Origin of the sequence: Streptomyces sp. A012304 (assembly GCF_026008495.1) — a bacterium.
Classification (GTDB): Bacteria; Actinomycetota; Actinomycetes; order Streptomycetales; family Streptomycetaceae; genus Streptomyces.
The window spans coordinates 35,107-46,677 of the sequence record NZ_BQUN01000224.1 but is presented as its reverse complement, the minus strand read 5'-3'; the positions used below and the strand labels follow the sequence as shown (position 1 = coordinate 46,677).

The window sequence follows — 11,571 nt, the reverse complement described above, 5'->3', positions numbered from 1 at the left end:
GGCCAGGGGCACGGTCTTCACCGGGGGGATGGTCCAGGAGGCGGTGAGGTACCAGCGGCCTCGGCTGGTGTCCTCGTGGATGCGGTAGGCCACCGCCCGGTTCGCGGTGATCCGGTCGCGCCAGGTCTCGCCCCGGTGCGCGAACGCCACCCGTGCTGCGAGCACGTAGCGGCCGTGCGGGGCGTTGGCGAGGTGGGCGAGCGGGGCGGGGAGCCGGATGCTCACCTCCCCGTCCGGGCTGACCCGGATCGTCTCGTTGCCGTACCGCTTGCCGCTCTCGCCGTCCGCTTGCAGGAAGCGGCGGGAGGCTTCCCACCGGCGGCGCCACGCATCCTCGGTGAGCTGAGCGGTGTCGAGGTGGTGGCGGGTGTTCAGCAGCCGCTTCCCGCCGCGCACCACCCCTCCCGTCCGGCCTCCCGGTCGGCCCGCTCCCGCTCCAGCCGGTCCTCCAGCACCCGCAGGCGGCGCGACTTGGCGAACCACTCCTTCTCACTGCGGTAGCCGCCCGCCGCCCGCTTCGAGCCCTTCGCCCCCACCGGCAGCGACAGCCGACGTCGGACCGTCTCCACCCCGGCCTCCAGACTGTGCAGGTGCGCCACCTGGCCTCGCCTCGCCAGCGCCCACTGATCATGCGTGGCCTTCGTGATGCTGCCCGCCCACCGCGACGACGACTCACCCGTCAGCTCCCGCTTGCGCTGCGCCCACCGGTCACCGTCGTGCTCCAGCCCGGCCGCACACCGCGCCTTCAGGTCCCGGGAGGCCAGCGAGCCGAGGTGGTCGCCGACCAGGCACAGCACCCTCTCATCCTGGACAGTGAGGCCCTTGAGGCGGTCCCGGACCGCGACCCCCGCAGGGCCGGGCACCACGAACGGCGCCGCCACCTCCCGCAGCCCGCCCACTCCATCCCCCCGCCCGGTCCGCAGTCCCTGCCACCACACTCAACGGCCACCGCACACGAAGGTCACGCATTCGACGGACAAACTCCCGTTCCCCTCGACCAGAAGTCCATCGCACGCCCCGGCCGCCGACACCGAAGCTCACCCATGCTCACGAAAGCGCACTCGTACATGGTCAAGCGGCAGCAGTTCCGCACCCCCTGACGGCGCGCTCAGCCCTCCACGCCGGTGGCGTCATGGGCGGCGCCCACCGGCTTGGACTCCGGCGAGCCGCGCTGGCGCAGGTAGATCGACAGCACCGCCATGGAGGCGACGGCGAGCAGTTCGGACTGCCAGTTCTGCAGGGTCCGGTTCCAGAAGTCGGCCGTGCCCAGGTACTGGGACCAGCTGATCGGCGCCTGGAGCTGCCGCAGCCGCTCCTCGTTGTGGGCGGCGACGCCGGTGACCGACTGGACCAGCCAGGACAGCACGAAGATCGTCCCCATGACCAGCAGCAGCGAGTTGGAGTACACCGCGCGCCGCCAGCCGTGGGACGCCGCCCACTTGGGCGAACGCTCCTTGGCGTGCTCGCCGACGAACTGGTCCCGGTCGGACTCGATGCCGGCCCGGTCCAGCTCCTTGGACTCCGGCGAGCCGCGCTGGAACAGCCAGACGGTCGCGCCGATGAACAGGGAGAACTGGAGGTACTCCGACTGCCAGTTCTCCGCCACGTCGACGGCGAAGTCGGACGACGTCAGGTACGCGCCGAAGCCGACCGGCTGGAGCCCGTCGGCGATCAGCCGGTTGTTGAAGTCGGCGCGGCCGGCGATCGCCTGCCCGACGAGGGTCAGCAGGAAGGCGAGGGTGAAGCACAGCCCGAGCCCGTTCTCCCGCAGGAAGCGCCGCAGGCCTGCGGGCCCGGGGGCGCGGGACGTGTCCCCGCTCATCGGTGCATCAGTCCCAGGGCCGCCAGGTAGGCGAGGCCGACCGCGATGAGCACGAGGATCGTGGTGAACATCGTCCTCATGCCTCACCCTCCCTTGATCCGGCACTGGTAGGGACGCTCCCCCCGCGGTTCGCACCCGGCGGCCACGACCTTCCACCCGGCGTCGAAGTGCGACAGGAACAGCGTGTCCGTGGTGAGCACGGCCCGCGCCTGGTTGCCGTGGACGTCGGTGGTGCGCACGGCACCGCCCGCGGGGAGCGGCTCCTCGCCCACCGCGTCCGGGCAGGGGCTGCCGGACGACTGCTCCAGTTCCTCGCGGGTGCCCGGGGCGAGCAACGCGCACACGCGGTCGTACGCGCGTTCGCGCAGGGCGTGTTCGAAGGCGGTCGCGGCGTCGCGGACCTGGTCGTGCCGCTCCGGCACCGTGCCGCACGCGCCGAGGGCGGCGGCGAGGAGGACCGCGACGGCCGTGCCGCGCACTCGTCCGGCCATCGCTCCACCTCCGCGGCAGTGCTGTACCCCGACTCGACGGTTCGGTATACAGCAGGGTCCGGCATGCGAGCGGTTTCCGCCCCCCGCCTTCCCCTGTCCGGCCGAAGCGCGCTCATACCGTTCCGGTCATGTTTCCGGCGGGAAACCGGGCGACAGTGCAACCATCGCGGCCGCCGGACAGTCACACTGGTTGTCGGACACTCGTACTCTCTGGGGGGACACCATGGTACGAACGAAAACCGTTTGGGCGGCCGCCGCTCTCATGACCGTCACGCTGGGCGCGGCCGCCGTTCCGGCCCAGGCCGCGCCGGCCACCGCCACGCGGGTCGCCGCCTGCCCCACCGGCTGGGGCAGCCTCGACAAGTCGGACTTCTCCGCGACGGCGAAGCCGGTGGAGAACGTCAGAACGGGACGCCACGACTGCTACGACCGCTTCGTCGTCGACGTGCCGGGCGCGACCGCCGCAGAGATCGGCTACTTCGTCGGGTACGTCGACGAGCTGCACCAGGACGGGTCGGGCCGCCCGATCCCGGTGGGCGGCGGGGCCATCCTCGAGGTGCGGGTGAACGCGCCCGCCTACGACCCCGAGACCGGGACGCAGACCTATCCCGGCCGCGTGGCCCAGCCCCTGCCGGGTGTGAACATCGCCGGCTACACCACCTTCCGCGACACGCGGTACGCCGGCAGCTTCGAGGGCCAGACCCAGTTCGGGCTCGGGGTGCGCGCCCGGCTGCCCTACCGGGTGCTGCCCCTGGACGGCCACCTCGTGGTGGACGTCGCGCACAGCTGGTGACGCGCCGGCGTCACCGGTGAACGCCCTACGGCCGGTCGCCGCGGGACGGGACGGTGGGCCACCGTCCCGTCCCGCGCCGGCCGCTGGGCCGCCCCCGTGAGGCGCGGGAACTCCTGTGCCAGCGGCTCGTACTCGCCGTCGCGGGAGACGAGCGAGAGCTCCACGACGTCGGCACGGTCCGTTGGCCAGGTGGCGCACACCGGGGCTGAACCCGGCCCGGCGGCAGATCGTCATGAGCCGGTCGTGGTAGTCGGGTGACGCCTCCCGGCGCAGCCGCACCGAGGGCGCACGAACGCCCGGCCGGTCTCGGTCGGCGTGACCTCGCGCCCGCCGCGGTCGAACCGCCGTACCCCGAGCCGGCGCTCCAGCTGGAGCCGGCGCCCTGTACGCGGCGAGCCTGCGGCACAAGGTGCGTGCGGGCGCGGTGTGCGAGATCTTCGAGTCGGTGGTCGGCCTCCCCGGCCACGGCGACCCGCTGACGCGTTCCCCTCGCCGTACACGAACATGCGCGGGAAGGGCAGCGTCCTGCCGCGGCTGGCGTCGAAGCGGCGGAGATCCCGCGCAGCGGGCACCGGCCGATGTACGCGAACGCGACGGTCTTGTGGGACCGGATCGCCGCGTTCGTCGCACGGGCGGAGACACCGTGAGCCGTGCCGCCGGTCAGGCCGCGGTGTAGCCGAGCTGGCGCCGCATGTACGGGGTCATGAGCGTTTTCGCCTTGGCCAGCGTGGTGGTGCGGCTGCCGAGGACCGCGGTCTCGCCGCCGGGCACGGGCAGGACGGTCACACCGTCGGACGGGCCGAAGGGCACGATCAGCGGGGTGCGGTGGATCGGCCGGTACGACCGGGGCTGTCTGCGGTGCCTGCCGCCACTGTTCAGGTAGACGCGGATGTTGTGGGCGGCGAGGTCGGCCTGGGCGAGCGCGGCCGGGGTGACCTTGAGGTCGCCGGCGTCGTTGACGTCGCCGACCGCGAAGACGTCCGGCCGTCCCTCGACGCGCAGGGTCCGGTCGACCTTCACGTGCCCGCTGCCGTTCAGCCAGGCGCCGTGCCCGGCCAGACGCAGCCACAGGGTGTTGGGCGTGGTTCCCGTCGCCCAGAGGGAGAGGTCGGCGGTGAGGATCTCGCCGCGCGCGTCGCGGTAGGTGCCGAAGTCGTTGCCGGGGGCCATGAAGGAGTCGAGCCGCACCTCCACGCCGTGGGACTCCAGCCAGGCCCGCGCCTTGCGCCCGGCCCGGGCGCTGCCCGTCGTGTTGAGCAGCTCCGCCCCGGAGTGGGCGAGCGTGACGCGGGCGTCCGGCCGGGCCAGGCGGACCTCGGCGCTGAGCTCGACACCCGAGGGGCCGCCACCGACGACGAGGATGTGCTCGGCGGTGGCGACCTTCTGCTGGTGCTCCGCGAACGATTTGACGGCCTCTTCGGTGGTGGTGCCGGTGAAGCGGGCCGGTTCGGGGTAGTCCGCGCCGGTCGCGATGACCAGCACGTCGTACGACAGCCGCTCGCCGGTGGCCAGCGCCACCTGCCGTTCGGTGGTGTCGATCCGGACCGCCTTGCCCACGGCGACACGGCCGTGGGTCAGCAGCCGGTCGTAGGGGATGAAGGGGGTCGCGGTCCATTCCGGGTGCACGCCGGCGCGCAAGGAGGCGATGCGGTGGAAGAAGACCTCCTTGCGGTCCACCAGCGTCACCCGCGCCGTCGCGTCCAGCCGTTTCGCGAGGCGGACGCCCGCATAGCCGCCGCCGATCACCACTACGTCGCCGTCACGCACGCCGAGTCTCCTGTGCCATGGGGGGTGGAGGGAACGAGCATCTCGGCGGTGGGACCGCTCTCGGCCGTTCGAATTGCCGATGAGCGTAGCCTTTGAAAGCTAAAGTTTTAGCCAGGCTTTGTGTGCGTTATGTGAATCGCCCGGGACTCAGGGCCGTCCTGTCGCGGCCCGCACGATGTCGATCGCGGACCGTAGGCGCCGAGACGGTCGACGCCGGCGTCTCCCGGAAGTCCGGGACCGCCTGACACACCGAGAGCGCCCATGGCGCACAAGGCAGTTGGCCGGCCCGGGGGCGGTCAGCGAGGCTCGGCCTCGTACGGGGTCACGGCGTCGGCGGGATCCGGTAGACGGAGACATGGGAGGGCGACTCCGCGGTGAATTCGGCGCCGGTCCAGTCCGCGTGCCGACTCTCCAGTTCGAACCCGGCCAGCTGGGCCATGAGGTCGAGTTCGGCCGGCCAGATGTAGCGGTGGGGGCTGCGGAACAGCCGGGCCTGCCGGGTCTCGTCGAAGTGGAAGTGGTGCGAGACGACCTGCTGGCGCAGGACGTCGTAGGTGTCCAGGCCGATGTAGCCGGGGTCGGCGTGACAGACGGTGGCGGTCAGGCCCGGTGGGAGCTTGCGCAGTTCGGGTACCCACAGCTCGATCACGAACCGGCCGCCGGCCGTGAGGTGACGGGCGGCGTTGCGGAAGCACTCGACCTGCTCGGCCTGGGTGAGCAGATTGGAGATCGTGTTGAAGACGAGGTAGACGAGGGTGTACTCGCCGGGCGCGGCGGTGGTCGCCATGTCGCCGATGACGACGGGGATCGTCGCCTCGTCCGCCTTGGTCCGGAGCTGTTCCACCATGGGCGGTGACAGCTCGATGCCGGTGACGGGGACTCCCCGCTCGGCGAGCGGTACGGCCACCCGGCCCGTCCCGATGGCGAACTCGAGCGCCGCCCCGCCACCCGCGAGCTCGGCGAGACGGTCCACGGTCGGTTCCAGAACCTCGGGGGCGAACATGCCGGTGCCGGGCGTGTCATAGCCTTGGGCGACTTCGGCGTCCCAGATGTTTTCCTGCTGCATTCCCTCAACGTTCGCCGTCGGCCTGCGCGGTGTCCACTGCTTTTCGGCGCGCGGCGGCCCGGTGGCGCGGTGATCGACGGCGGCCGGCTCGTGCGACCAGCCGTCCGTCATCGCCGCCTTCGCACTCGGGCGGCTTGGTGATCGCCGGCGGTTCCGCGCGCCACCGCCCGCGTCACGAGTGGCTGCCGAACCAGTCTCCGGTCCACCAACCGCTGCTGTACACAGCGCCCTCGTTCGGGGACGTCCTCAGACAGTAGTAGTTGGCCCCCACCGTGAGGTTGACACAGAGGGACCCCCCGGGGCCGGATACGTCCACGTCGTTGTATTCGTAACGGAAGCGCATGCCCGGCCGCCATTCGCAGGGGCTCGTCCAGACGGCGTTGGTCTCGCTCTTGGCGTCGGTGGCCAGGCACAAGCCCGTGGCTCGGTTCTGCAATTGCAAAAAATAGGGTGCTGTGGTGTCCGAGCCACGCCAGTCCCACTGCTGGGAGAAGCTCTCGCTGCACCACGACATGTAGGCCTTGCCGGTACCCTGCGAGTTCACCTGCCCACCCGTCAGGCACTGGTTCGCGTAGGGGCTGTTGTTCAGGAAGGTCCAATACACCGGGGCGGCCTGGGCGGAGGGCGCCTGCACAATGCCGAGACCTGCAGTCAGAGAAGTCAGCGCGACTGCGGAGCTGGCCCACTTCTTGAGCCTGAAGAGCTTCATGCGCCGAACCGTAGCCGGAAATCCGCGCGCTCCACCAGAGCCAGTAAACGGAATGCGGGGAGGAAGCGGACAAGGAGGCGCTGAAATAGCACTGCGACCCGCAAGAAATCTCCCCGCCGCCGGGACAGCGTCACCGCAAATCCTCCCAGGTGAACAGGGCATGAAATCCTATCGAACCGCAGGTTGACCATGTCGAAATTGATGACCCCTCGGCATTTCTTGCCCCTTTTCTCCGGTCATTCCGTTTATTCGGCCCTGGTGCGACAACGGACCCCCTGGCTAGCGTGCGAGGCATGCGATTCACCTGGCTCAACAAGCGCTTGGGCACCGCGACCGCGGTCATCGCCGCAGCCGCGGGCATCGGAGTCCTCACGCCCGCCCCCGCACAGGCAGACGCCGACGCCGTCGTCTACTGGACGTTCCGCAACGTCTGGGTGTCCAGTGGAGAGAAATGCCTGACCAGCGGCCAGATAAACTCGGGACATTCCAGGGTTTTCCTGGCGACCTGCAACGGAAGCAACTTCCAGCAGTGGGACTGGCGCGGCTCCGACCCGGACTCTTCGATTCCGTATCTGCAACTCCAGAACAAAGCCACGGGTCTGTGCCTGGCCACCGACAACCTGAGTTACAGCGACAACACGGTCTGGACGAGCAGATGCGAGTGGCGGGACGGCATGCGTTTCCACTACGACGGCGATGACGGCAGTCTCGACGCTTTTCTGAAACACCCCAACACCCAGCTGACCGGCCGCGACTCCGGAGCGGTGTATGGCTTCGCCCCCTCCCAGGTATCCGACCACCGGGACGTGTGGGTCGGCGCCCACTCGTAGGCCACACCACGCTCGCAACGGCGACACTCGCGCCTTCGACAACGGCAACGGTGTCTGGGACAACAACACAGAGGCCGGGCGGGGACAGTCGACCCGCCCGGCCGAACGCACGAAGCCCGCGGTGCGTCCCGGGCGTCGTCAGTTCAGGGCGGGGACCACTTCGAGCTGCTGCGGTATCAGCTGCTCGGGCAGTCGCCCGGTGAGCCAGCGGCGCACCGTGTCCGGTGTGAGCCGGTGGGTGTCGCCTGCCGCGGCGACCACCGGGCGCGGGTCGTCGCCGTACTCCGGTCGCACGGCGGAGACCGTGTGCTGGCCGGAACCCTCCACGACGTCGGCGGTCGTCACCCGGAACCCCTGTTCGAGCAGCAGCGCCCGCACGGTGTCCAGGCGTCCCTCGGTCGACCGGCCCGCCTCGTCGTGCACCTCGACACTGATCTGCTGCACCAGCGGCCAGTGCCGTGCGTCGATGCCGCGCAGCACGTCGAGTTCGCCGCGCTGGGTGTCGATCTTGAGGAGGTCCACCCTGGACACTCCGCTCTCCTCGATCACGGCGGACGTCCGCCGCAGTCGGCAGCGGCGCTCTTCGGCGAGCAGGCCCTTCTCCAGCAGCGCGTCCACCTCGGCCAGGTGCTGCCGCCGGGCGTCCGAGCCCAGGCGCCGTACGGTGTCGCCGTACTGGGTGACGACCTCGGTCTCCTGCTCCGGATCGGCGTAGTCGGAGCGGCACGACATGATCGAGATGTCCGGGTAGAAGTCGAAGGTGACCTCGTGGTCGTGGTCGGACAGTCCCACCGGGGTGAGCCGCGCGTCGACGCCGTGGCGCTCGATGTTGCGCCGCAGCCGGCTGACCACGTCCGGCACCGGCTCGAACGCGTACACCCGGGCGGACGGGCAGCGGGAGCCGACGAACAGGGTGAACATCCCGATGTTCGCGCCCACGTCGAACACGACGGCGTCCTCCCGGAGGACGATCCCGCCGTGCAGGTACGACTCGGCGACGAAGATCTCCTCGTAGAGGAACTGGGTCTCCGTCGAGGTGACTCCGGCGAGCTCGTCCAGCACGCCCGACTCGGTCCAGTCCGTCGGCGGCAGCCACGGCAGCACCCGGGCGGCGAGCCGGTTCCGACCGTCGAGTCCGACCTGTGCCCGGGCGACACCGGGGCAGTGGACGAGGGTGTTCTCGAGCCGGTCGATGTCGGCCGGGGTGATGCTCGTGGTCTTCATGAGAGTGCCTCCCTGAGACCAGTCTCGGAGCGGCTTCTGACGGACCGCTGACCGGCCGCTGACCGGCCGCTGACACGCCGCCGGCGAGGCCGGACGGGCCCTCGTGAGCGTGGGGAAGGGCCCAGGCGCGTCCGGCCGGTGCGGGTGAGGGCCGTGCCCGGACGGGTACGGCCCTCACCGCTGCCCACCGGTCAGCCGGTCACTCCGCGAGGTAGGTGCGGCGCGTCCACTCGAAGACGCGGAGCCGCACTCCGTCGCGTTCCTCGGTCTCCGCGGTGGGTTCGAAGTGCTCGTAGGCGTTGCCTATCAGCAGCTTCAGGTTGTCCTGCACATCGGCCGCGTGCCGGGTGCGTTCCTCCTCGGGCAGCCAGGCGGGCCCGCCCCGCAGGAAGACGTTGGGCGCGACCGTGGGCATGACGTCGGACTGGGCGGTACTCATACGGCATCACACTCCGTCATAGAGGTGGTGGGGGGATGGCGGGGTACGCGGTCGGCGTCGGCCGGCCGCGCGGGTCAGCGCCCGGCCGCCCGGCCGAACGCCGTCAGACAGGCGCGCACCGCTTCGCCGACCGCCCGCCACTGGTCGCCGAGGTAGAAGTGGCCGCCGGGGAAGACCTTCAGGTCGAAGGCGGCGGTGGTGTGCCGGGCCCAGGCGCGGGCCTGGTCCAGGTCGACGCGGGGGTCCGCGTCACCGACGATGACCGTGACCGGGCAGGCCAGTTCGGCGCCCGGACGGTGCCGGTAGGTCTCGATCGCCGTGTAGTCGGCGCGCAGCGCCGGAAGGATCATGTCCCGGATCTCGGCGTCGCCGAGCAGGCTGCTCGCCGTGCCGCTGAGCGCGCTCACCTCCGCGAGCAGGCCCGCGTCGTCGCGGCGGTGCACGTTCTCCTCGACGAGGACGCCGGGTGCGCGGCGTCCGGAGGCGATCAGGCCGAGCGGGGCGGTGTCGGACTCCTGCTCCAGCCTCCGGGCCACTTCGTAGGCGACGATCGCGCCCATGCTGTGTCCGAAGAAGACCAGGGGACGGTCCGTCCACTCCTTCAGCTCGGTGCGGACCCCGTCGACCAGGGCGTCGATGGCGGTCGGCGCGGGCTCGGCGCGGCGCTCCTGCCGGCCGGGGTACTGCACGCCGAGGACCTCGGCGGCGTCCCCGACCGCGAGGCGCAGCGGGTGGTAGAACGACGCCGATCCTCCGGCGTGGGGGAAGCAGAGGAGCCGGATGGCGGCGGGAGGGTCGGGGGCGGGTCCGAAGGCCCGTATCCACTGGTCCGGGCGTGTGTGTGGTGGCGGCATGAGCGACGGTTTCTCCTTGTCGTGAGAGGGCCCGTGTCGTGTCGTCAGTCCTGTCGTGGGGTGGTGGCCTGCGGGGCGGGCGGCCCCGGCTGTGGACGTGGGTGTTCCCAGGGGGTGCGCGGCCAGTGGCTTGGAAGGCGTACGCGGGCAGGTCGACCAGGCCGGCGGGGCCGCCCATCCGGTTCCGCTCCACGGCGATGCCGTGGGTGTGCGGGCGGGCGAGTACCGCGTGGGACGGGCCGGGGCCGGTGACGGGCGGTGGGACGCGGTCGGTGTCCGGGGACGTCGTGCCGTTCAGGGAGAGAAGGACGTAGAACAATCAACGTTGCAGGACTTGACTATCGTAGTGAACGAATATGATGTTCGCTTCACTCCGAAATGATTTGGCTGATCTCGCGCGTGATGTCTCATAGGCAGCGCTTGTCAAGATCGCGCAGTGGTTCCGTCTCTGAGCGCGGGCCGGGAAAACGGAAGTGCGGGCCGGCACACTCGGTGCCGGCCCGCGGTTTACATGTCAGGTGCACGGACGGCGGGATGCGTTCGGCGCCTTGTTCAGCTCTGCTCCCGCTCCACCGGCAGCCACAGTTCGGCGTCCGCCTCGGTCCTGTCCGGCGACAGGCTGGTGCGCAGGATCTCCGGGCCGGGGCGGCTGCGGTACGGGTTGGACGGGAACCACTGTGTGAACACGTCCCGCCACAGGGACTGGATGGCCTGCGGCGCCGGCCCCGAGGTGGTGAAGACCGCCCAGGTGCCCGCCGGGACGGCCAGCGCGGACATGCCCTCCGGGGCCGCCGCGGACGTGATCACTCCCTGGTAGTAGTCGAGTTCGGTGCCCTCGGCGCGGCTCGGGTCCAGGTCGTCGCAGACCGCGACGATGCCCTGCGGCTCCTGGTCCGACAGCTTCTCCAAGCGCTCCAGGATCCCCGGGTCGATCCCGCGGACGAATTCGATGATCGCCTGGTTCGGCCCCGTGTGCACCAGGGGCACCCGGGCCTTCAGGCCCGCGACGGTGAAGGCCGGCCGGTCCACTACGCGATATCGCATGCTGCTGCTCCCTTCGATGGTGAGGCGGAAGGTCAACCGGGGTTGTGAGACGAGCGCGGCGCCGGTGCGGCGGGCATCGCCCGGCCCGACGCCGTGCACGGCACGGAACGCCCGCGCGAACGCCTCGCCCGAGCCGTAGCCGTAGCGCACCGCGATGTCCAGCAGCGAGTCACGCCCGGCGAGCACCTCGGCGCCCGCGACGGTGAGCCGCCGGCGCCGGATGTACTCCGACAACGGCATGCCCGCGAGCGCGGAGAACATCCGGCGCAGGTGGTACTCCGAGGTGGCCGCGATCCGCGCCAGTCCGACCACGTCGATCGACTGGTCGAGGTGGTCCTCGATGTGATCCATGGCCTGGTTGAGCTGCTCCAGCACTCCCGGTCTCCTTCCTCCTGCGTGATCACCACGCTAGGCGGCAGGCGTGCGGCCGGACCCGACATCCTGTGCCCGATCAAGTCGGGTGCGGAGCGCTGTCCATGGGATCCCCGGCATGTCCCCGGGTCCGCCCGACGGTCGGCGGCCCCGGGGTCAC

The 11,571-nt window shown here is 70.8% G+C and carries 11 protein-coding genes and 1 pseudogene; 2 read left to right on the top strand and 10 right to left on the bottom strand.

Annotated elements, in window-relative coordinates; genetic code table 11:
• The 3 genes and pseudogenes from ALMP_RS42885 to ALMP_RS42875 form a co-directional block, all read right to left on the bottom strand.
• Positions 1–899 (bottom strand): annotated as a pseudogene (locus ALMP_RS42885) (IS200/IS605 family accessory protein TnpB-related protein); the annotation flags it as partial.
• Between the two features lie 209 nt (positions 900–1,108).
• Positions 1,109–1,822, bottom strand: coding sequence for a DUF6766 family protein (locus ALMP_RS42880; protein WP_264937476.1), 714 nt, complete (start codon positions 1,820–1,822; stop codon positions 1,109–1,111).
• A gap of 83 nt (positions 1,823–1,905) precedes the next feature.
• On the bottom strand, positions 1,906–2,313 hold the full coding sequence (locus ALMP_RS42875) for a hypothetical protein (RefSeq protein ID WP_264937475.1): 408 nt from the start codon (positions 2,311–2,313) through the stop codon (positions 1,906–1,908).
• A 262-nt stretch (positions 2,314–2,575) separates the two neighbouring features.
• Here ALMP_RS42875 and ALMP_RS42870 point away from each other — a divergent pair, with 262 nt between their 5' ends.
• Entirely contained in the window at positions 2,576–3,106 is a 531-nt protein-coding gene (locus tag ALMP_RS42870) for a hypothetical protein (RefSeq protein WP_264937474.1), read from the top strand.
• Between the two features lie 660 nt (positions 3,107–3,766).
• Here ALMP_RS42870 and ALMP_RS42865 read toward each other — a convergent pair.
• The 3 genes from ALMP_RS42865 to ALMP_RS42855 all read right to left on the bottom strand — a co-directional run bounded on the left by ALMP_RS42865 (position 3,767) and on the right by ALMP_RS42855 (position 6,648).
• Entirely contained in the window at positions 3,767–4,873 is a 1,107-nt protein-coding gene (locus ALMP_RS42865) for an NAD(P)/FAD-dependent oxidoreductase (protein WP_264937473.1), read from the bottom strand.
• 322 nt (positions 4,874–5,195) lie between these two features.
• The gene (locus tag ALMP_RS42860; protein ID WP_264937472.1) at positions 5,196–5,939 is read right to left on the bottom strand and encodes a class I SAM-dependent methyltransferase; all 744 of its coding nucleotides are present in this window, start codon (positions 5,937–5,939) and stop codon (positions 5,196–5,198) included.
• A 172-nt stretch (positions 5,940–6,111) separates the two neighbouring features.
• Positions 6,112–6,648: a hypothetical protein gene (locus ALMP_RS42855; RefSeq protein WP_264937471.1), complete on the bottom strand. Its 537-nt coding sequence runs from the start codon at positions 6,646–6,648 to the stop codon at positions 6,112–6,114.
• 293 nt (positions 6,649–6,941) lie between these two features.
• On the opposite strand from ALMP_RS42855, the gene ALMP_RS42850 reads away from it, so the two are divergent.
• Complete coding sequence (locus tag ALMP_RS42850) at positions 6,942–7,478, top strand: RICIN domain-containing protein (RefSeq protein WP_264937470.1); 537 nt, start codon at positions 6,942–6,944, stop codon at positions 7,476–7,478.
• Between the two features lie 138 nt (positions 7,479–7,616).
• On the opposite strand, the gene ALMP_RS42845 is transcribed toward ALMP_RS42850, so the two are convergent.
• The 4 genes from ALMP_RS42845 to ALMP_RS42830 all read right to left on the bottom strand — a co-directional run bounded on the left by ALMP_RS42845 (position 7,617) and on the right by ALMP_RS42830 (position 11,414).
• Entirely contained in the window at positions 7,617–8,702 is a 1,086-nt protein-coding gene (locus ALMP_RS42845; protein ID WP_264937469.1) for an FkbM family methyltransferase, read from the bottom strand.
• Positions 8,703–8,901: 199 nt separating this feature from the next.
• Positions 8,902–9,141 (bottom strand): DUF5988 family protein, encoded by a 240-nt coding sequence (locus tag ALMP_RS42840; RefSeq protein WP_264937468.1) that lies wholly within the window; start codon positions 9,139–9,141, stop codon positions 8,902–8,904.
• Between the two features lie 74 nt (positions 9,142–9,215).
• Positions 9,216–9,995, bottom strand: coding sequence for a thioesterase II family protein (locus ALMP_RS42835; protein ID WP_264937467.1), 780 nt, complete (start codon positions 9,993–9,995; stop codon positions 9,216–9,218).
• 552 nt (positions 9,996–10,547) lie between these two features.
• The gene (locus ALMP_RS42830) at positions 10,548–11,414 is read right to left on the bottom strand and encodes an AraC family transcriptional regulator (RefSeq protein WP_264937466.1); all 867 of its coding nucleotides are present in this window, start codon (positions 11,412–11,414) and stop codon (positions 10,548–10,550) included.
• Positions 11,415–11,571: the final 157 nt, after the last annotated feature.

Excerpts from the sequence above, each read along its gene's own strand:
- ALMP_RS42870 (WP_264937474.1), top strand. The coding sequence starts at position 2,576 with ATGACCGTCACGCTGGGCGCGGCCGCCGTTCCGGCCCAGGCCGCGCCG.
- ALMP_RS42840 (WP_264937468.1), bottom strand. The coding sequence starts at position 9,141 with ATGAGTACCGCCCAGTCCGACGTCATGCCCACGGTCGCGCCCAACGTC.
- ALMP_RS42835 (WP_264937467.1), bottom strand. The coding sequence starts at position 9,995 with ATGCCGCCACCACACACACGCCCGGACCAGTGGATACGGGCCTTCGGA.
- ALMP_RS42855 (WP_264937471.1), bottom strand. The coding sequence starts at position 6,648 with ATGAAGCTCTTCAGGCTCAAGAAGTGGGCCAGCTCCGCAGTCGCGCTG.
- ALMP_RS42860 (WP_264937472.1), bottom strand. The coding sequence starts at position 5,939 with ATGCAGCAGGAAAACATCTGGGACGCCGAAGTCGCCCAAGGCTATGAC.
- ALMP_RS42875 (WP_264937475.1), bottom strand. The coding sequence starts at position 2,313 with ATGGCCGGACGAGTGCGCGGCACGGCCGTCGCGGTCCTCCTCGCCGCC.
- ALMP_RS42845 (WP_264937469.1), bottom strand. The coding sequence starts at position 8,702 with ATGAAGACCACGAGCATCACCCCGGCCGACATCGACCGGCTCGAGAAC.
- ALMP_RS42880 (WP_264937476.1), bottom strand. The coding sequence starts at position 1,822 with ATGAGCGGGGACACGTCCCGCGCCCCCGGGCCCGCAGGCCTGCGGCGC.
- ALMP_RS42850 (WP_264937470.1), top strand. The coding sequence starts at position 6,942 with ATGCGATTCACCTGGCTCAACAAGCGCTTGGGCACCGCGACCGCGGTC.